Genomic DNA, 19,631 nt, shown 5'->3' with positions numbered 1-19,631 from the left:
GGTCAGCGATGATTTTTGGCGCATCGAAGGTGCGTCGTAGGGAAGGTAAGCAAGATGGTACAGGTGAGAGCACACCAGCCGATCAACACCGACGGTAGTATCAATCTCGAGGCATGGCTGGATCATGCCGTCAGTGTCGACCCGGCACTGGACCGTGAAGCCTTGAAAGCAGCCTGCGAGTTCGCTCGCGAGTCTGAACAGCAAGACAATGCGGCCAAGAACCTGTGGGCGGAGGGCACTTCAAGCTTTCGTACCGGGTTGGAAATCGCTGAGATCCTCGCCGATCTCAAACTGGACCAGGATTCACTGATCGCCGCCGTGCTCTATCGCGGCGTGCGGGAAGGACATATTGCCTTGCCGCTGGTCAGCCAGCGTTTTGGTACGCTGGTGGCCAAGTTGATCGACGGCGTGCTGCGCATGGCCGCCATCAGCGCCAGCCTCAGCCCGCGCCAGTCCATGGTACTGGGCACCCAGGGCCAGGTGGAAAACCTGCGCAAGATGCTGGTGGCGATGGTCGACGACGTGCGCGTCGCCTTGATCAAGCTGGCCGAACGCACCTGCGCGATTCGTGCGGTGAAGACCGCCGACGACGAAAAGCGCAACCGCGTCGCCCGCGAAGTCTTCGACATCTACGCACCCCTGGCGCACCGCCTGGGTATCGGCCATATCAAGTGGGAGCTGGAGGACTTGTCCTTCCGCTACCTCGAACCCGACCAATACAAACAGATTGCCACGCTGCTGCATGAGCGCCGGCTCGACCGTGAGCGTTTCATCACCGACGTGATGGGCCAGTTGCGTGCCGAGCTGCAGGCCACCGGCGTCGATGCCGACATCAGCGGCCGCGCCAAGCACATCTATTCGATCTGGCGCAAAATGCAGCGCAAAGGCCTGGCGTTCAGCCAGATCTACGACGTGCGCGCCGTGCGGGTGCTGGTGCCGGAAGTGCGCGACTGTTACACCGCGCTGGGTATCGTCCACACCCTGTGGCGGCACATCCCCAAGGAATTCGACGACTACATCGCCAACCCCAAGGAAAACGGCTATCGCTCGCTGCACACTGCGGTGATCGGCCCCGAGGGCAAGGTGTTGGAAGTGCAGATCCGCACCCACGCGATGCACGAAGAGGCGGAGTTGGGGGTGTGCGCGCACTGGCGCTACAAGGGCACCGACGTCAAGGCCGGGTCCAACCAGTACGAAGAGAAAATCTCCTGGCTGCGCCAAGTGCTGGAATGGCACGAAGAACTCGGCGACATCGGCGGCCTGGCCGAACAACTGCGGGTGGATATCGAACCGGACCGGGTCTACATCTTCACCCCCGACGGCCACGCTATCGACTTGCCCAAGGGCGCCACGCCGCTGGACTTTGCCTACCGCGTCCACACCGAAATCGGCCACAACTGCCGGGGCGCCAAGATCAACGGGCGCATCGTGCCGCTCAACTACAGCCTGCAGACCGGCGAACAGGTCGAGATCATCACCAGCAAGCACGGCACGCCGAGCCGCGACTGGCTGAACCCGAACCTGGGCTACATCACCACGTCGCGGGCGCGGGCGAAGATCGTCCACTGGTTCAAATTGCAGGCACGTGATCAGAACGTCGCCGCCGGCAAAACCCTGCTCGAACGCGAACTGGCGCGCCTGGGCCTGCCCCAGGTGGACTTCGACAAGTTGGCCGAAAAAGCCAACATGAAGATCGCCGAAGACATGTTCGCCGCCCTCGGTGCCGGCGACCTGCGTCTGGCGCAACTGGTCAACCTGGCCCAGCAACTGGTGGAGCCGGAGCGGGGCAACGAACAACTGGAGTTGATCCCGCGCAAAGCCACCGGCTACAAGCCTGGCAAGCGTGGCGATATCCAGATCCAGGGCGTCGGCAACCTGATGACGCAAATTGCCGGTTGCTGCCAGCCGCTGCCGGGCGACGCCATCGTCGGCTACATCACCCAGGGCCGTGGCGTGAGCATTCACCGCCAGGACTGCGCCTCGGTGCTGCAGTTGGGCGGGCGCGAGCCGGAGCGGATCATCCAGGTCAGTTGGGGGCCGGTGCCGGTGCTCACCTATCCGGTGGACATCATCATCCGTGCCTACGACCGTTCCGGCCTGCTGCGTGACGTGTCGCAAGTGCTGCTCAATGAGCGGATCAACGTGCTGGCCGTCAATACCCGCTCGAACAAGGAGGACAACACCGCGTTGATGTCCCTGACCATCGAGATTCCGGGGCTGGACGCGTTGGGGCGGTTGCTGGGGCGGATTTCCCAGTTGCCGAACATCATCGAAACCCGGCGCAACCGCACGCCATGAACATCTGGATGAACACAGTCTGAAAGGTGGGAGGCGGCTTGGCCCCGAAAGCGGAGTGTCAGGTACCCGATTCTTGGTTGACCCACCGCAATCGGGGGCAAGCCCCCTCCCACATTAGATCGGCGGCGTTCTGAACTGATCGGATAGAGATCGATGTATTCACTTGAAGACCTGCTGCACCTGATGAGCCGCCTGCGCGACCCGAAGTACGGGTGCCCGTGGGACATCAAGCAAACCTACGCGAGCATCGTCCCGCACACCCTGGAAGAGGCCTACGAAGTCGCCGACGCCATCGAGCGCGGCGACTTCGATCACCTGCAAGGCGAACTGGGCGACCTGCTGTTTCAAGTGGTGTATTACAGCCAACTGGCGCGCGAAGAAGGGCGCTTCGAGTTCGCGGGAGTGATCGACAGCATCACCCGCAAGCTGATTCGACGTCATCCCCATGTATTCCCCACCGGCGATCTGTACGCGCCGCTGGATGTCCCGCAACTGAGCGAGGAGCAGGTCAAGGCGCGCTGGGAGCAGATCAAGGCCGAGGAGCGTGCGGAAAAGTCCGATGCCCCCGAGCAACTTTCCCTACTCGACGATGTGCCCACCGCTTTACCGTCCCTGTCCCGTGCCGCCAAATTGCAAAAGCGCGCCAGCCAGGTCGGTTTCGACTGGCCCGCTGCTTTGCCGGTGGTGGATAACGTCCGCGAAGAGCTGGATGAAGTGCTCGAAGCCATGGCCGATAACGATGCCGTGGCCATCGCCGATGAAGTCGGTGACCTGCTGTTTGCCGCGGTCAACTTGGCCCGGCACCTCAAGGTCGACCCGGAAACTGCCTTGCGCGGTGCCAATGCCAAGTTCGAGCGACGTTTCCGATTTATCGAACAGGCATTGCGCGATACGCGCCAATCCATGGAAGATTGCACCCTCGAAGAGTTGGACGCCCTGTGGGGCGAAGCCAAACGCCAGGAAAAGAATGTGTCCAGCTGCGGTTGAGCAGTTGCCTAAGTGAGTAAGCACCATGAGCCTTTCCCTTCGCGACCAGTTGCTCAAAGCAGGTCTGGTCAACCAAAAGCAGGCCAAGCAGGTCGGCAAAGACAAACAGAAACAGCAACGTCTGGTCCACAAGGGCCAGGCCGAGGCCGATGACACCCAGGCACGCCTGGCCCAGGAAGCGATGGCCGAGAAGGTCAAGCGCGACCAGGAGCTGAACCGCCAGCAGCAGGAAAAAGCCGAGGCCAAGGCCCGCACGGCCCAGGTCAAGCAACTGATCGAGACCTCGCGCCTGCCCAAGCTAACCACCGAGGACTACTACAACTTCGTGGATGACAAGAAGGTCAAGCGCCTGTCGGTCAACACGCTGATGCGTAACAAGCTGAGCAACGGTTCCCTGGCGATCGTGCATCACGCTGGCAGTTACGAGGTGATCCCGCGCGAAGCGGCGCTGAAGATCCAGGAGCGTGCGCCGGAGCGTATCGTCCAGCTCAATATCCTGACGGAAAGCCAGGTGCCGGATGAGGATGATCCATACGCCGCCTACCAGATCCCGGATGATCTGATGTGGTGAGGCTGTAGAGCCAACAAAACCCGCTCAAAGGCGGGTTTTTGTTTTCAGGCAACCAAGCTGCGTAGGCCTGGCGCCTGAGTCTTGCGAATATTCAGACGCTTTGTGCCTGGCGTTTCATCTCAAGGCTTTCGAGCTCGTTCTTATAATTATGAGCGTCGCTCTCGTTATGAAACATGCCGACCAGCAGGTCTTGTTGGTGTACATCCCAGATGTGAATCCCATGGCCCAATGCTTCGTGGGACATATGTTCGTCGTCGCGTTCAGTTACTTTTACAGTCATCTGCTTGCTCCAATCTCTGGTTGATCTGCGGCAAGTCGTCGCAGGCTTTTGTTATATGTTTTGTTAGCTTGCTAGGTAAACTGATTTTTCCTGCAACAGTTCTTTGCAGTATTCGCAACAATCCCGCAGGCCGCGTAAGCCGCGACATTGCGCCGCAGGCTGCTGAGTTTTATGACAAAAGTTTCATCTTGGCGTAAGGCTTTGGCATTGGATTGGCGTTGTTCGCGATGGCGATAGTGGCCTTGCCTAAAAAATCCCAGGCGAAAAAAAGCCCCGCATTGCGCGAGGCTCTTTTTAACTCATCGGCGCTATCAGCTACCTTTGACAGACTGACCGTCAACCGTACCGTCTTGCAGCATGATGTTGTATTCCTTGCCGTCGGTTTCCACCTGACGCAGAGCAACCAGGATGCCGCCCCAGTCCTTGGCAAACCACATCTGGGTGATGCGCTTGCTTTGAGTCGGATCGCGCACGCGCTCGACCTTGATCGCGTCGATGGAGCCGGCTTTGGTCTGGACCTTTTCCGGGCCGATCACGCGGAAGTCGTAGGTGTCGACGTCGGTGCCTTCAACCACGTTGTAGCTCATGCTCTTCTTGCCAGCCGCGACATCGCGCTGCAGCGCCAACTGGTAGGTCGACTTGTCGAGCATGCCGCTTTGCAGGGCAACGTTGACCGGATCTTTGTTTTCAAAGCCGGTGACTTTCTTGGCCGTCTGGTCGAAGTCCAGGTTGATCTTCTTCGCCTTGCCCAGGCCGCCGCGTTCGAAGGTGTAGCTCTTCGGTTGCAGGGCGTCCTTGTCGAAGTGGAGCACGCTGGTTTCGGTGAGGCTGGCGATCATCATGGACGCCTTGAAATTCAAGGTCCAGGTGCCGTCGCCATTGTGGGTCAGGCTGCGCTCGGCCGAGCCGCTCATGGGCAACTGTTTCCAGTCGGCGGTATAGCTGGCGGAGAAAGGATGTAAATCTGCTGCTTGCACCGCAGGCAAGGCGAACAGCGCAAAAGCGAAGAGCAAGGCGCGACGCATAAAAACTCCTAGGTTCGAATCAAGTGGCCGCTGGCCGCGAGTAACTGGCCGTCCAATAATGCACCCTGTTTACCAAGAATCAACCGTCCCTCGGCAAACCAGCGAACAGCCAGCGGGTAAATCCTGTGTTCCTGGGTATGAACCCGTTGCGCAAGCGTCTGCGCCGAGTCGTCAGACTCTACCGGAACCACTGCCTGTACGACCAGAGGCCCGCCATCGAGTTCCTCCGTCACAAAATGCACGCTGCAGCCATGCTCGCTGTCGCCCGCGTCGAGGGCGCGCTGATGGGTGTGCATGCCTTTGTACTTGGGCAGTAGGGAAGGGTGGATATTCAGCAGCCGCCCTGCGTAGTGCCGCACGAAATCCGCGCTGAGGATGCGCATGAAGCCGGCCAGTACCACGAGTTTGGGGTTAAAGGTATCGATCAGTTCGATCAAGGCGCTGTCGAAGGCCTCGCGACCTTCGAAAGCCTTGTGATCCAGGGTGCGCGTGGCAATGCCAGCGTCCCTGGCGCGTTGCAGGCCATAGGCGTCGCTGCGGTTGGAGATCACCGCAGCGATGCGCGCCGGGCTGTCGCCGGTGCGCGTGCTGTCGATCAGGGCCTGCAAATTACTGCCGGTGCCGGAGAGCAGCACCACGACATCACAGGTTGCAGGCATCAGTGCGCCTTAAGGTTCTTCAGTTCAACCTGAGCCGCGCCTTCAGCAGCGGCGGCGATCTGGCCGATGACCCAAGGCTGCTCGCCGGCTTCGCGCAGTACGTTCAACGCAGTTTCCACGTGCTCTTGCGCCACGCAGATCACCATGCCCACGCCGCAGTTCAGCACGCGGTGCATTTCGGTTTCGTTGACGTTGCCTTTCTCTTGCAGCCAATCGAATACCGCAGGACGCTGCCAACTGGCCACGTCGACAATCGCCTGGGCGCCTTTGGGCAGGACGCGCGGGATGTTGTCCAGCAGGCCGCCGCCGGTGATGTGGGCCATGGCTTTGACCGCGCCCGTGTCCTTGATCAGCTTGAGCAGTGGCTTGACGTAGATGCGCGTCGGGGCCATCAGCAGGTCGGTCAGTGGCTTGCCGTCGAGCTGGATGTTTTCGATGTCGGCGCCGGACACTTCGATGATCTTGCGGATCAGCGAGTAACCGTTGGAGTGCGGGCCGGACGATGGCAGGGCAAGCAGGGCGTCGCCGGCAGCGACTTTGGAGCCGTCGATGATCTCGGCTTTTTCTACCACGCCGACGCAGAAACCGGCCAGGTCGTAGTCTTCGCCTTCGTACATGCCCGGCATTTCAGCGGTTTCGCCGCCAACCAGGGAGCAACCCGACAATTCACAGCCGGCGCCGATACCGGTGACCACCTGGGTGGCGGTCTCGACGTTGAGCTTGCCGGTGGCGTAGTAGTCAAGGAAGAACAACGGCTCGGCGCCGCACACCACCAGGTCGTTGACGCACATGGCGACCAGGTCGATGCCGATGCTGTCGTGTTTGTTCAGGTTCAGTGCCAGGCGCAGCTTGGTGCCCACGCCGTCGGTGCCGGAGACCAGCACCGGCTGTTTGTAGCCGGCCGGGATTTCGCAGAGGGCGCCAAAACCGCCCAGGCCGCCCATGACTTCGGGGCGCGCAGTGCGCTTGGCGACGCTCTTGATGCGTTCGACCAATGCTTCACCGGCGTCGATGTCTACACCGGCGTCCTTGTAGCTCAGGGAGGGTTGCTTGCTCATGATCCAGGCCTTTAGGGGGGATTCAGGGGTAACGACCGAGTGGGCAAGGGCGCTTGTGAAAAGGCCCAGCCGCTGACGGTCTGCGAAGGCGCGCGATTTTATCAGGCTTGAGGGGCAGCGGCCATCCTCGGGCCGACGGGCAGGGCCATATAGATTAAAAAAGCCGATTAAAAAAATGCTAATCGGGTCTGCTTCGGTGCGTATTAAGGTATAGCCTTGAACCCGCTATCGTTATGACAGTAGGAAAACTTACCGAGACTCCGTGAATGTTTTACCGGTCGCTGGGGTCACAGCCTTGGCAAACCGAGATCACGCGGTCTGTTCCAGTCGCTAATTTTGTCGTTCGGGAATCTTCCATGCGTCTGTGTAATGTCTTTTTTGTAGGCTGCTTGTCGTTGGTCAGCCTGGCGAGTCATGCCGAAACCCTCAATGGTCTTTATCAAGTACTCGAACCGGTCAGCAGCCAGTCCCCGCAAGAACGCGACCAGGCGACCCAGCGCGCCGTTCAAACCCTGGTGCTCCGCCTGACTGGCGACGCCAAGGCCGCCGATGGCCCTGGCCTGGCGGCGGTGCGCAAGGACCCGCAACAAATCATCAGCCAATACGGCTACGACGCCGGGCCACCGGAAAGTCTGCAAGTGGATTTCGATCCGGTCAGCACCGATCGCGCGTTGCGTGGGGCGGGCTTGTCGATCTGGGGCAGCAATCGGCCGTCGATCCTCGGTTGGTGGCTGAACGACTCCACCGACGGCAGCAACCTGGTAGGGGATGGCCAGGCCGTCGCCCAGGCGCTGCGTCGTGCGGCGCAACACCGTGGCTTGCCGCTGCGCCTGCCGTTGGGGGATCTGGATGAACAGGTGGTCGCCACTGCGCCGAATCTGGAAAGCGCGGACGCCACGCCGTTGCGTGCGGCCTCGGAACGCTACGGCGCCGATGCGATGCTCGCGGTGCATGCGCGCCAGGAAGGCAGCCAATGGCAGGCCAAATGGCGCCTGTGGCTGGGCGACAAGAGCGAGCAGGGCACCGCGCAAGGGGCCGACACCGCCGCCGTGGCCGATGCCGTGATGCTGGCCGTCAGCCAAAAACTGGCGCCCCGCTTTGCCGTCAAGCCGGGCGTGAGCACCGAGCAATTGCTGGAAGTGCAGGGCATGACCCTGGAACGCTATGCGGCGCTGGGCCACTTGCTCGAGCCGTTTGGCGGCCAGCCGCAGCGTGTGGATGGCAATCGTATTGTGTATCGCGTCAATGGCAGCGCCGATCAGTTGCGTACTCAACTGAGCCTGGCCAGGTTGCAGGAGATTCCCGCGGGTGAAGCACTGGCTGCGCAACCGCCAGTGGACGGCACGCAGCCGGCCGCCGCCCCTGAGCCGCAGGCGCAACTGCGTTTTCGTTGGTAAATGTTCTGCTTTATATAGCAGCCGATAAAAGATGGAGTGGTGTATGGCGGATACGCGTCGTTGGGTTTGGCTTGGCGGGATCGCCCTGCTGTGCATTTTTGTGTTCTTGCTGCATTCGATCCTGACGCCGTTCCTGATAGCGCTGTTGCTCGCCTATCTGTTCGATCCCGTGGTGGATCGCCTGGAGAAAGCCGGCCTGTCACGGACCTTGGGCGTGGTCACGGTGTTTGCGCTGTTTACGCTGATCATCACGGCGCTGGTGCTGGTGCTGGTGCCGATGCTGGCCAAGCAATTGTTCCGTCTGTATGAGCTGGCGCCGCAAATGCTCGACTGGCTGCAGCATACGGCGATGCCGTGGGCCCAGGCCAAGCTGGGGCTGGCGGATGGCTTCTGGAAGTTCGACAAGGTCAAGGCCGCGATCAGCGAGCATATGGGCCAGACCACCGACATCGTCGGCGTGGTTCTCAGTCAGGCCACGGCATCCAGCCTGGCGCTGATCGGCTGGTTGACTAACCTGGTGTTGATCCCGGTGGTGGCGTTCTACCTGTTGCGGGACTGGGACATCATGATGGCCAAGATTCGCAGCCTGCTGCCGCGCGCCCGTGAGGCGCGCATTGTGTCCCTGGCCGGGGAGTGTCATGAGGTACTGGGGGCGTTCGTGCGTGGCCAATTACTGGTGATGCTGGCCCTGGGAATTATCTATGCCGCCGGCTTGATGGCGATCGGTCTGGAGTTGGGCCTGTTGATCGGCTTGATTGCCGGCCTGGCAGCCATCGTGCCGTACATGGGCTTTGTGATTGGCATCGGTGCTGCGCTGGTCGCCGGGCTGTTCCAGTTTGGCGGTGACCTGTACCCGATGCTTGGGATTGTCGCGGTGTTTATGGTCGGCCAGGCCCTCGAAGGCATGGTGCTGACCCCGCTGCTGGTGGGCGACCGCATCGGCCTGCACCCGGTCGCGGTGATCTTTGCGATCTTGGCCGGCGGTGAGTTGTTCGGCTTTACCGGCATCCTGCTTGCGCTGCCGGTGGCGGCGGTGATCATGGTGCTGGTGCGTCATGTACACGATCTGTACAAGGATTCGGATGTGTATACGGGTGTCGAAGACCCCGACTTGTAATCGCGGTGTCACAAACCCGGCTCAGGCCGGGTTTGTTGTTTCTGGCACTGTCGCGTCAAACAATTCGCGTAAATCCAGCAAGTTAACGCAAACCTTTGATTTTGCTTGTGGTCTGCTGCATTGTGCGCCCAGCGTCACGGGTATAAACTTTGCAAACTTTTCACAGAGGCCACTAACGGTTCGATCGGAGCCGTTCAGTCAGCATGAAACCGATTCAGCTGCCCTTAGGTGTGCGTCTGCGTGACGACGCCACCTTTATCAATTACTACCCAGGCGCCAATGCCGCTGCACTCGGCTATGTCGAGCGGCTCTGCGAAGCCGACGCCGGGTGGACTGAAAGCCTGATCTATCTGTGGGGCAAGCAGGGCGTGGGGCGCACCCACCTGTTGCAGGCCGCGTGCCTGCGCTTCGAACAAATGGGCGAACCGGCGGTTTACCTGCCGTTGGCCGAGTTGATGGATCGCGGGATCGGGATTTTCGACAACCTCGAACAATACGAACTGGTGTGCCTGGATGATCTGCAGGCCATCGCCGGCAAGGCGGATTGGGAAGAGGCGCTGTTTCATCTGTTCAACCGCCTGCGCGACAGCGGCCGCCGCCTGTTGATCGCGGCTTCGACCTCGCCCCGTGAGTTGCCGGTCAAGCTGGCCGACCTCAAGTCGCGCCTGACCCTGGCGCTGATCTTCCAGATGCGCCCATTGTCCGACGAGGACAAATTGCGCGCCCTGCAATTGCGTGCGTCCCGTCGCGGCCTGCACCTCACCGACGAGGTCGGGCACTTTATTCTCACCCGTGGCACCCGCAGCATGAGCGCGTTGTTCGATTTGCTCGAACAGCTCGATCAGGCCTCTTTGCAGGCCCAGCGCAAGCTGACGATTCCCTTCCTCAAGGAAACCCTTGGCTGGTAGCAAACCCTTGTATTTCGTAGGGCTTCAGCAGATTTCAGGCGCCAGAAAACCTGCGTTTGGGCCGGCTTGGCCACGCAAAACACGTGCATAGGGTATTAAGGGCTTAGATGTCATAGCGCAAACAATAAGTCACATAGGTCACGATTGAATTTGCAAATCGATGTGATAGAAGGCATAGTCTCGACTTCTTTACACATTTGCCACGGTCGTGCCCATGCTAAATCGCTTCGCACCCCTCGTGCCTCTCGCACTTGTAGCTCTGTTGTTTGGTTGCGCCTCCCACCCTCAACAAGTGGCCGAGCAGCACGCTCAACAGTATAAAAATCAGGCAAAATTCGTTGCTGCGCAGTCTTCCACTGTTTATGAGGAAGAGCTGGCAACCGAAAAAGAACTGGCCGCCTTCGCTGGCAACAAGCCTTATCAGCTTCCCGTTCTGGCCGACAGCATTCTCGAGCGCGGCATGTCCCTGATCGGTACCCGTTACCGTTTCGGCGGTACTTCCGAAGCCGGTTTCGATTGCAGCGGTTTTATCGGTTACCTGTTTCGTGAAGAAGCTGGCATGAACCTGCCACGCTCCACTCGCGAAATGATCAACGTGAATGCACCGTTGGTCGCGCGTAACAACCTCAAGCCGGGTGATCTGCTTTTCTTCAGTACCAGTGGTCGTGGTCGCGTCAGTCACGCCGGTATCTACCTGGGCGATAACCAGTTTATCCACTCCAGCAGCCGCCGCAGCGGTGGTGTTCGAGTCGACAGCCTGGGCGACAGCTACTGGAGCAAAACCTTCATCGAAGCCAAACGCGCACTCGCCATGGCCCCGACGACGATTACCGCCAGCAAGTAAAGTTAAAGTGATACTTGAAGTTTGACGTGTAAGCGCTAGAATCCTTGAATATTGTTGTAATCCGTTCGCGCAAGCCTTGCTTGCGCGTTCTGGTTTTCAGCGTTCGGCAGCGAAAGCCGCATCCAGACCAGGATTGTTCTGCACATGTCGACCTCGGCCCGCCTGATTCTTATTGTTTGCGCCGCGCTGATCAGCGCCTGCGCAAGCCGACCGCAGCCTGCGCCCGTAGCGGCCAAGCCTAAACCGGTGTTCAACACCAGCCAGAGTTTCTCGCCAGCCGCCGAAGACGTGCTCTTCCGAGCGCTGGGCCTGGTCGGTACGCCTTATCGTTGGGGTGGCAACACGCCAGACTCGGGGTTCGATTGCAGCGGGCTGATCGGGTTTGTCTACCGTGATGCCGCCGGCATCTCCCTGCCGCGCACCACGCGCGAACTGATCGTGATGCGTGGCCAGGACGTCAGCGAGCAGAACCTGCAAACCGGTGACCTGTTGTTCTTCGCCACGGGCGGTGGCTCGCAGGTCAGCCACGCCGGGATCTATGTCGGCGAAGGGCGCTTTGTGCATGCGCCGCAAACGGGCGGTACGGTGAAGCTGGACACCTTGTCCAAAGCCTATTGGCAGAATGCCTACCTGAGTGCCAAGCGTGTGTTGCCGGCTGAAAATCTGGCGCGTAACCCTTAAGTCAAACCAGGATCCCAATGTGGGAGGGAGCTTGCTCCCTCCCTCCCACATTTGTTTTGTGGCGGTCTTGAGAATAGTTACTTAGCCGCAGAAACCCGCCACACCTTATTCCCCACATCATCCGCCACCAGCAAACCGCCTTGCTTGTCGATGACCACGCCAACCGGTCGGCCCATGGCTTGCCCGTCGCTGTTGAGGAACCCGGTCAGCACGTCGACCGGCGGCCCCTTCGGCTTGCCGCCCTCGAACGGTACGAAGATCACCTTGTAGCCGCTGTGCGGCTTGCGGTTCCACGAACCGTGCTGGCCGATAAACGCGCCGTTGATAAAGGGCGCCGGGAGTTTGCTGCCCTCGGCGAAGGTCAGGCCTAGCGAGGCGGTGTGTGGGCCTACGGCGTAGTCCGGCGCAATGGCTTTGGCCACCAGATCCAGGTTTTGCGGCGTGACGCGTACATCCACATGCTGCCCGTAGTAGCTGAAGGGCCAGCCATAAAAGGCGCCATCCTGGACCGAGGTGATGTAGTCCGGCACCAGGTCGCTGCCGATCTCATCGCGCTCGTTCACCGCAGTCCACAGCTTGCCGCTCTGCGGTTCCCAGGCCATGCCGTTGGGGTTGCGCAGGCCGGAGGCGAAGATGCGGTGCTGGCCGCTGGCGCGGTCGACTTCCCAGATCGCCGCGCGGCCTTGTTCCGCTTCCAGGCCGTTCTCGGCCACGTTGCTGTTGGAACCGACGCTCACATACAACTTGCTGCCGTCCTTGCTGGCCACCACGTTTTTCGTCCAGTGATGGTTGATGCTGCCCGCTGGCAGGTCGATGACCTTGCTGCCGGCGGTCTTGATCGCGGTTTCGCCGGTCTGATAGGCAAAGCGCAGCAGCTTGTCCGAATCGGCCACGTACAGGTCATTGCCGACCAGCGTCATGCCGAAGGGCGAGTTGAGGTTTTCCAGGAATACCGTGCGGGTCTCCGCGACCCCATCATGGTCGGCATCGCGCAGCAGGGTGATGCGGTTTGGGCTCGGCACACCGGCGCCGGCGCGGCCCATGACTTTCTCCATCACCCAGCCACGAATGCCTTTGGAGTCATCCGGCTTGGGCGGCGCGTTGGTTTGCGCCACCAGCACATCGCCGTTGGGTAATACGTACAGCCAGCGCGGGTGGTCCAGGCCTTCGGCGAAGGCCGCCACCTGGGTGCCGGCGGCGGCCGTGGGCTGGGTGCCCGCCGGCCAGCCAATGGCCGGGGCGATGTTCACCGTGGGGATCAGCGTCTTGTTCGGTTCCGGCAATCGCGGCGAGGGCCCGGTGCCGTCGGATACCTTCAGGGTCGAGCTTTCGCCGCAGGCGGCAAGGCTGCCCGCGAGCATGATCAGTAAGGCGAGTCTTGTTTTATGCATGGTTTTCTCCTGGATGCCTGTAAGGGTAGAGGTGTGCGTTGCGGCGATGGTTCAAGTACAAGGCCAGCTTTAATTGACGCTCCACCCCCAACCCACTAACCTTCGCGGCTTGTTCCAGGTGCTCTGTGACCTACGGGTCGACTGAGTGAAACAGGGAAGCCGGTGAGTGAGCGCACTTGTACACAGTGCTGCCGCGATTCCGGCGCTGCCCCCGCAACGGTAAATGAGTCAAAACGGTGCTGTTTGCCACTGTATCGCTCGCGATATGGGAAGGCGCGCCGTCGGCGTGCGCTCTAGCGCGCCACTCATGAGCCCGGAGACCGGCCCGGATCATCCAACAGCATCACGGTGGGCGATGCTTGGCTGTCTGTTTTTGATTTTTCCTGCCCGCCGTTTTTGTCCAGCCCCAACGGAGAGCTGCCATGACCGATTCCCCCGAGCGCGACGAACGCCACCTGGCGCGCATGCTGCGTAAAAAAGCCGTGATCGATGAGCGCATCGCCAATTCCCCGAACGAATGCGGCTTGCTGCTGGTGCTGACCGGCAACGGCAAAGGCAAGAGCAGCTCGGCATTTGGCATGCTGGCCCGTGCCATGGGCCATGGCATGCAGTGCGGTGTGGTGCAGTTCATCAAGGGGCGCAACAGCACTGGCGAAGAACTGTTCTTCCGCCGCTTCCCCGAGCAAGTGCGTTTCCATGTGATGGGCGAGGGCTTTACCTGGGAAACCCAGGACCGCCAGCGTGATATCGCGGCCGCCGAAGCCGCCTGGGCGGTGTCCCGCCAATTGCTGCAAGACCCGTCCATCGGTCTGGTGGTGCTGGATGAGCTGAACATCGCGCTCAAGCACGGCTATCTCGACCTGGATCAAGTCCTTGGCGATCTGCAAGCCCGCCCGCCGATGCAGCACGTGGTCGTCACCGGCCGTGGCGCCAAGCCCGAGCTGATCGAAATGGGCGACACCGTCACCGAGATGGGCATGCTCAAGCACGCGTTCCAGGCCGGTATCAAGGCACAGAAAGGCGTCGAACTTTGAATCAGCCCCGTCATTGCCCGGCCGTCTTGATCGCCGCACCGGCGTCCGGCCAGGGCAAAACCACGGTCACCGCCGCGCTGGCCCGTTTGCACCGCAACCTGGGGCGTAAGGTGCGCGTGTTCAAATGCGGCCCGGACTTCCTCGACCCGATGATTCACGAGCGCGCCAGCGGTGCGCCGGTGTATCAATTGGATATGTGGATGGTGGGCGAGCAGGAAAGTCGTCGCTTGCTGTGGGAAGCAGCGGGGGAGGCGGACCTGATCCTGATCGAAGGCGTGATGGGCCTGTTCGACGGCACGCCTTCCAGCGCTGACCTGGCGCGACACTTCGGTGTCCCGGTGCTCGGCGTGATCGATGGCACGGCCATGGCGCAGACCTTCGGCGCCCTGGCCCTCGGCCTGGCACGCTACCAGCCGGACTTGCCGTTCGCCGGGGTGCTGGCCAACCGCGTCGGCACCCTGCGCCATGCACAACTGCTTGAAGGCAGCCTCACCGAAGGCCTGCGCTGGTATGGCGCGCTGTCCCGCGAGACCGCTATCGAATTGCCCAGTCGCCACCTGGGCCTGGTGCAAGCCAGCGAACTGAATGACCTCGACCTGCGCCTGGACGCTGCCGCCCAGGCGTTGGGCAGCAGTTGCGAGGTCGCGTTACCGCCGCCGGTGACCTTTGCCGCACCGCCCGTGACCCGCGCCGAACCGTTGCTGGCCGGCGTGCGTATTGCCATCGCCCGTGACGAAGCCTTCGCCTTCACCTACGGTGCGAGCCTCGATCTGCTGCGGGCGATGGGCGCTGAGTTGAGCTTCTTCTCGCCGATCCACGATCGCCAATTGCCCGATGCCGACAGCCTCTATCTGCCGGGCGGTTACCCCGAATTGCATCACCAGGCGCTGTCGGAAAACACCGCGATGCTGGATGCGATCCGTGCCCATCACGCTGCCGGCAAACCGCTGCTCGCCGAGTGTGGCGGGATGCTTTATCTGTTGGACTCGCTCACTGATGTCGACGGCATCCGCGCCGAGCTGGTCGGCCTGCTGCAGGGCGATGCGGTGATGCAAAAAAAGCTCGCGGCCCTGGCCCTGCAAAGCGTCGAATTGCCCGAGGGTGTGTTGCGCGGTCATACCTATCACCACTCGCTGACCAGCACCGAATGGCAGCCCGTTGCCCGTGGCGTGAGCCCCAATGGTGGGCGCGGGGCCGAGGCGGTGTATCGGCAGGGGCGGCTGACCGCGTCCTACGTCCACTTCTATTTCCCTTCCAACCCCCGCGCCGTTGCTGCGCTGTTTGCGCCCGGCGAAGGCAAATCGCACTCGGCTAAACACCACGAATCCACTGCGGGAGCGGGCTTGCCCGCGATAGGCTCATGACCGACAACGCCTTCCCCGAAGCCGAGCGCCAGGCCGTCTACCGCGCCATCGCCGAGCGCCGTGACATGCGTCACTTCAGCGGCGGCGATGTGGCTCCCGAACTGCTGCACCGTTTGCTCCAGGCCGCACACCAGGCGCCGAGCGTTGGCTTGATGCAGCCGTGGCGGTTTATCCGCATCAGTGACCGCCAACTGCGTAGCCGGATTCAACAGTTGGTGGAGGAAGAACGCATACGCACCGCCGAAGCGTTGGGCGAGCGTTCCGATACATTTATGAAGCTCAAGGTCGAAGGCATCCACGACTGCGCCGAAGTGCTGGTGGCGGCGCTGATGGATGACCGCGAGCGGCATATCTTCGGCCGACGCACTTTGCCGGAAATGGACATGGCCTCGTTGTCCTGCGCGATCCAGAATCTGTGGCTGGCGGCGCGTGTCGAAGGCTTGGGCATGGGCTGGGTCTCGCTGTTCGAGCCGCAGGCCCTGGCCGACCTGCTGGGCTTGCCGCCCGGCGCGAAACCCCTGGCGGTGTTGTGCCTGGGGCCGGTCGAGGCGTTCTATCCGGCACCGATGTTGCAGCTCGAAGGCTGGGCCGAACCGCGGCCGCTGAGTGACATGTTGTATGAGAATACCTGGGGAGTGCGTCAATGAGTGTGGCCTTGCTGTGTGTCGCTGCGGTGGCGCTGGATGCGCTGCTGGGCGAGCCCAGGCGCTGGCATCCGCTGGTGGCGTTCGGCAATTTTGCCGCGCGTATCGAGCAGCGTTTCAACAGCGGTGGCCGTGGCTGGCGCAGCCATGGTGTGACCGCGTGGTTTATTGCGGTGGTGCCGCTGACGCTGCTGGCCACTGCGTTGTCGTGGGCGCCTTATATCGGTTGGGTGCTGGAGATCCTCGCGTTGTACTGTGCCCTCGGCATGCGCAGCCTCGGCGAACATGTGATCCCGGTGGCCCAGGCCTTGCGCAGCGATGACCTGGACGAAGCCCGTCGACGCGTGAGTTACCTGGTGAGTCGCCAGACCAGTGAGCTGGATCGCACTGAAGTGGCCCGCGCCGCCACTGAATCGGTGCTGGAGAACGGCAGTGACGCCGTCTTTGCCGCGCTGTTCTGGTTTGTCGTCGCGGGTGTGCCGGGCGTGGTGCTTTACCGCTTGAGCAACACCCTTGATGCGATGTGGGGCTATCGCAACGCACGCTTTGAGCGCTTCGGTTGGGCGGCGGCCAAGATCGACGACGTACTGAACTATATTCCGGCACGCCTGGTGGCGTTGACCTACGCCGTACTCGGTAAAACCCGGCTGGCGATCAAATGCTGGCGCCGCCAGGGCCCGACCTGGGATAGCCCCAACGCCGGTCCGGTGATGGCGGCGGGGGCAGGTGCCTTGGGCGTCGAGTTGGGCGGTGCCGCGATCTACCACGGTGAGCTGCACCAGCGCCCGCCACTGGGCGAAGGCCCGGCGGCGGATGCAGACGCCATCGACCGCGGCTGGCAACTGGTGCAGCGCGGCGTATGGTTGTGGCTGCTGATTCTATGCATCGGGGGGCAATTGTATGCTTGAGCACGGTGGCCGCCTGCGCAAGGCGGCGATTGAATACGGGATTGCCGAAGCCGAATGGCTCGACCTGTCCAGCGGCCTGGCGCCCTGGCCGTGGCCGGTCCCCGAGATTCCGTTGCGCGCCTGGGCGCGCCTGCCGGAAACCGACGACGGCCTCGAACAAGCCGCCAGCGAGTATTACGGCACCGCGCATTTATTGCCGGTGCCCGGTTCCCAGGCGGCGATCCAACTGCTGCCGCGTCTGCGTCGGGGTGGCAAGGTCGGTGTGCTGTCACCTTGTTACGCCGAGCACGCTGAGGCTTGGCGCCGCGCCGGCTACGTGGTGCGCGAAGTGCAGGAGCAGGAAGTCGACTTCTTTCTCGACAGCCTGGACGTGCTGGTGGTGGTCAACCCGAATAACCCGACCGGCCTGAGCCTGACCCCGCAACGCCTGCTGGATTGGCACGCGCGGCTGGCCCAGCGCGGTGGCTGGTTGGTGGTGGACGAAGCGTTCATGGACGTCACGCCGCACCTGAGCCTGGCAGGCCAGGCCCATCAGGTCGGCCTGATCGTGCTGCGCTCGTTCGGCAAGTTCTTCGGCCTGGCCGGTGTGCGCCTGGGGTTTGTGCTGGCGGAGCGCCGGTTGCTCAAGCTGTTGGCCGAACAGGTCGGGCCATGGGCGGTCAGCGGGCCGACGCGGGTGATCGGCCAGGTGTGTCTGCGCGATACCGCCGGGCACACCCGGCAACGTAATCGTTGCCTGGAAGCCGGCCAGCGCTTGTTCGAATTGCTGGAACGCCAAGGCTTTCAACCCCAGGGCGGCTGCGCCCTGTTCCAATGGCTGATCACACCTCACGCCGAACGCATGCACAACTTCATGGCCCAGCGCGGCATTCTGCTGCGCCTGTTTGTCCACGACAGCAGCCTGCGTTTCGGCCTGCCCGACACCGATGCCGACTGGCTGCGCCTCGAACAGGCGCTGATCGCCTACAAGGAAGCGCCATGAGTACGCTGATGGTGCAAGGCACGACGTCCGATGCCGGTAAAAGCACCCTGGTCACCGCCCTGTGTCGCTGGCTGGTGCGCCAGGGCGTGGCGGTGGTGCCGTTCAAACCGCAGAACATGGCGCTCAACAGCGCGGTAACGGCCGAAGGCGGCGAAATTGGCCGCGCCCAGGCAGTGCAGGCCCAGGCCGCCAACCTGGCGCCGCACACCGACATGAACCCGGTGCTGCTCAAACCCAACAGCGATACCGGCTCCCAGGTGATCATCCATGGCCGTGCCGTGACCAGCATGAACGCAGTGGCCTATCACGACTACAAAGCCATCGCGATGCACGCGGTGCTGGCGTCCCACGCGCGCTTGAGCGAAGCCTACCCGGTGGTGATGGTGGAAGGCGCAGGCTCCCCGGCGGAGATCAACCTGCGCGCCAATGACATTGCCAACATGGGCTTCGCCGAAGCCGTGGACTGCCCGGTGCTGCTGATCGCCGACATCAATCGCGGCGGCGTGTTCGCGCATCTGGTCGGCACCCTCGAATTGCTTTCGGCGAGCGAGCAGGCGCGGGTCAAGGGCTTCATCATCAACCGTTTTCGCGGTGATATCGCTTTGTTGCAGCCGGGGCTGGATTGGCTGGAAGCACGCACCGGCAAGCCGGTGGTCGGCGTATTGCCCTACGTGATGGACCTGCATCTGGAAGCCGAAGACGGCATCGACCAGCGCCAGATCGACAAGGCTGCCCAGGTGCTCAAGGTGGTCGTCCCGGTATTGCCGCGCATCAGCAATCACACCGACTTCGACCCGCTGCGCCTGCATCCCCAGGTGGACTTGCAGTTCATCGGCCCGGGCCAGCTGATTCCTGGCGCCGACCTGATTATCTTGCCGGGCTCGAAAAGCGTGCGCAGTGACCTCGCGTACCTGCGTGCCAATGGCTGGGACACGGCGGTGGCGCGGCACTTGCGCTACGGCGGCAAGGTGCTGGGGATTTGCGGCGGGTTGCAGATGCTCGGCGAGCAGGTGCATGACCCGCTCGGGCTCGAGGGGCCGGCCGGGTCGAGTGCAGGCCTGGGCTGGCTGGCGTTCAGTACGACGCTGGAGGAGCACAAGCAACTGCGCAATGTGCGTGGGCGCCTGCTGCTGGAGGACGCCGAGGTCAGTGGTTATGAGATCCACGCAGGGGTGACGTCCGGCGCGGCCTTGTCGAACGCGGCCGTGTTGCTGGACGACGGCCGCAGCGATGGCGCGCAGAGCCCCGACGGGCAAATCTTCGGCACCTACCTGCACGGCTTGTTCGAAACCCCTGCCGCGTGCAGCGCCTTGTTGCGCTGGGCCGGTTTGCAGGCGGTACAGGAGGTGGATTACCACGCCCTGCGTGAGCGCGATATCGAGCGCTTGGCCGACCTGGTGGACAACCATCTGGATACCGCGCTGTTGCGCACATTGTGTGGGGTTTGACGGTGTACATGCGCTCAAACGGTGGGAGCTGGCTT

At 62.0% G+C, this 19,631-nt stretch carries 19 protein-coding genes and 1 riboswitch; of the genes, 14 read left to right on the top strand and 5 right to left on the bottom strand.

All coding sequences use genetic code 11. From position 1 onward, the window contains the following. The first annotated feature begins 54 nt into the window (after nucleotides 1-54). The 3 genes from relA (at nucleotide 55) to U5A08_RS21455 (ending at nucleotide 3,856) form a co-directional block, all read left to right on the top strand. Entirely contained in the window at nucleotides 55-2,298 is a 2,244-nt protein-coding gene (gene relA, locus U5A08_RS21465) for a GTP diphosphokinase (protein WP_253397777.1), read from the top strand. A gap of 153 nt (nucleotides 2,299-2,451) precedes the next feature. Further along, a complete protein-coding gene (mazG, locus tag U5A08_RS21460) occupies nucleotides 2,452-3,285 on the top strand; it encodes a nucleoside triphosphate pyrophosphohydrolase (RefSeq protein WP_253397775.1) in 834 nt (277 codons plus the stop codon). Between the two features lie 25 nt (nucleotides 3,286-3,310). Continuing rightward, the gene (locus U5A08_RS21455) at nucleotides 3,311-3,856 is read left to right on the top strand and encodes a DUF2058 domain-containing protein (RefSeq protein WP_247397034.1); all 546 of its coding nucleotides are present in this window, start codon (nucleotides 3,311-3,313) and stop codon (nucleotides 3,854-3,856) included. Nucleotides 3,857-3,947: 91 nt separating this feature from the next. On the opposite strand, the gene U5A08_RS21450 is transcribed toward U5A08_RS21455, so the two are convergent. The 4 genes from U5A08_RS21450 to purM all read right to left on the bottom strand — a co-directional run bounded on the left by U5A08_RS21450 (nucleotide 3,948) and on the right by purM (nucleotide 6,878). After that, the gene (locus U5A08_RS21450) at nucleotides 3,948-4,136 is read right to left on the bottom strand and encodes a hypothetical protein (RefSeq protein WP_247397035.1); all 189 of its coding nucleotides are present in this window, start codon (nucleotides 4,134-4,136) and stop codon (nucleotides 3,948-3,950) included. Nucleotides 4,137-4,447: 311 nt separating this feature from the next. Next, nucleotides 4,448-5,161: a DUF3108 domain-containing protein gene (locus U5A08_RS21445; RefSeq protein ID WP_253397773.1), complete on the bottom strand. Its 714-nt coding sequence runs from the start codon at nucleotides 5,159-5,161 to the stop codon at nucleotides 4,448-4,450. Between the two features lie 8 nt (nucleotides 5,162-5,169). Continuing rightward, entirely contained in the window at nucleotides 5,170-5,820 is a 651-nt protein-coding gene (purN, locus tag U5A08_RS21440; protein ID WP_253397771.1) for a phosphoribosylglycinamide formyltransferase, read from the bottom strand. Continuing rightward, nucleotides 5,820-6,878: a phosphoribosylformylglycinamidine cyclo-ligase gene (gene purM, locus U5A08_RS21435; RefSeq protein WP_247397040.1), complete on the bottom strand. Its 1,059-nt coding sequence runs from the start codon at nucleotides 6,876-6,878 to the stop codon at nucleotides 5,820-5,822. The genes purN and purM overlap by 1 nt, the downstream gene beginning before the upstream one ends. Before the next feature lie 356 nt (nucleotides 6,879-7,234). Between purM and U5A08_RS21430 the strand changes: the two genes are divergently transcribed. From U5A08_RS21430 to U5A08_RS21410, 5 genes are all read left to right on the top strand, one after another. Continuing rightward, nucleotides 7,235-8,275 carry a DUF2066 domain-containing protein gene (locus tag U5A08_RS21430; RefSeq protein ID WP_253397769.1) on the top strand — a complete coding sequence of 347 codons (1,041 nt, stop codon included), beginning with the start codon at nucleotides 7,235-7,237 and terminating at the stop codon, nucleotides 8,273-8,275. 43 nt (nucleotides 8,276-8,318) lie between these two features. Further along, on the top strand, nucleotides 8,319-9,392 hold the full coding sequence (locus U5A08_RS21425) for an AI-2E family transporter (RefSeq protein ID WP_253397767.1): 1,074 nt from the start codon (nucleotides 8,319-8,321) through the stop codon (nucleotides 9,390-9,392). A gap of 203 nt (nucleotides 9,393-9,595) precedes the next feature. Further along, nucleotides 9,596-10,300, top strand: a complete 705-nt coding sequence (hda, locus tag U5A08_RS21420; protein WP_247406650.1) for a DnaA regulatory inactivator Hda — start codon at nucleotides 9,596-9,598, stop codon at nucleotides 10,298-10,300. A 214-nt stretch (nucleotides 10,301-10,514) separates the two neighbouring features. After that, on the top strand, nucleotides 10,515-11,144 hold the full coding sequence (locus tag U5A08_RS21415; RefSeq protein ID WP_253397765.1) for a C40 family peptidase: 630 nt from the start codon (nucleotides 10,515-10,517) through the stop codon (nucleotides 11,142-11,144). A gap of 144 nt (nucleotides 11,145-11,288) precedes the next feature. Further along, complete coding sequence (locus tag U5A08_RS21410; protein ID WP_253397763.1) at nucleotides 11,289-11,825, top strand: C40 family peptidase; 537 nt, start codon at nucleotides 11,289-11,291, stop codon at nucleotides 11,823-11,825. 77 nt (nucleotides 11,826-11,902) lie between these two features. Here U5A08_RS21410 and U5A08_RS21405 read toward each other — a convergent pair whose 3' ends face one another. Further along, on the bottom strand, nucleotides 11,903-13,216 hold the full coding sequence (locus U5A08_RS21405; protein ID WP_321848468.1) for a PQQ-dependent sugar dehydrogenase: 1,314 nt from the start codon (nucleotides 13,214-13,216) through the stop codon (nucleotides 11,903-11,905). A 99-nt stretch (nucleotides 13,217-13,315) separates the two neighbouring features. After that, nucleotides 13,316-13,559, top strand: a riboswitch (cobalamin riboswitch). Between the two features lie 79 nt (nucleotides 13,560-13,638). On the opposite strand from U5A08_RS21405, the gene cobO reads away from it, so the two are divergent. Genes cobO through U5A08_RS21375 form a run of 6 tightly spaced genes read left to right on the top strand, consistent with a single transcriptional unit; the run spans nucleotide 13,639 to nucleotide 19,596 of the window. Then, complete coding sequence (gene cobO, locus U5A08_RS21400; RefSeq protein ID WP_253397759.1) at nucleotides 13,639-14,250, top strand: cob(I)yrinic acid a,c-diamide adenosyltransferase; 612 nt, start codon at nucleotides 13,639-13,641, stop codon at nucleotides 14,248-14,250. After that, entirely contained in the window at nucleotides 14,247-15,614 is a 1,368-nt protein-coding gene (locus U5A08_RS21395) for a cobyrinic acid a,c-diamide synthase CobB (protein WP_253397757.1), read from the top strand. Before cobO ends, U5A08_RS21395 begins: the two co-directional genes overlap by 4 nt. Beyond that, nucleotides 15,611-16,261: a 5,6-dimethylbenzimidazole synthase gene (gene bluB, locus U5A08_RS21390; protein WP_253397756.1), complete on the top strand. Its 651-nt coding sequence runs from the start codon at nucleotides 15,611-15,613 to the stop codon at nucleotides 16,259-16,261. The genes U5A08_RS21395 and bluB overlap by 4 nt, the downstream gene beginning before the upstream one ends. Next, nucleotides 16,258-17,166, top strand: coding sequence for an adenosylcobinamide-phosphate synthase CbiB (cbiB, locus tag U5A08_RS21385; protein ID WP_321848467.1), 909 nt, complete (start codon nucleotides 16,258-16,260; stop codon nucleotides 17,164-17,166). Before bluB ends, cbiB begins: the two co-directional genes overlap by 4 nt. Further along, complete coding sequence (cobD, locus tag U5A08_RS21380) at nucleotides 17,159-18,148, top strand: threonine-phosphate decarboxylase CobD (RefSeq protein ID WP_253397751.1); 990 nt, start codon at nucleotides 17,159-17,161, stop codon at nucleotides 18,146-18,148. Before cbiB ends, cobD begins: the two co-directional genes overlap by 8 nt. Continuing rightward, complete coding sequence (locus U5A08_RS21375; RefSeq protein WP_321848464.1) at nucleotides 18,145-19,596, top strand: cobyric acid synthase; 1,452 nt, start codon at nucleotides 18,145-18,147, stop codon at nucleotides 19,594-19,596. Before cobD ends, U5A08_RS21375 begins: the two co-directional genes overlap by 4 nt. Nucleotides 19,597-19,631 lie beyond the last annotated feature (35 nt).

Source organism: Pseudomonas paraveronii, from assembly GCF_963681955.1.
GTDB lineage: Bacteria > Pseudomonadota > Gammaproteobacteria > Pseudomonadales > Pseudomonadaceae > Aquipseudomonas > Aquipseudomonas paraveronii.
The sequence above is the reverse complement of the archived record's forward strand: the minus strand, read 5'-3'. Positions and strand labels throughout refer to the sequence as shown.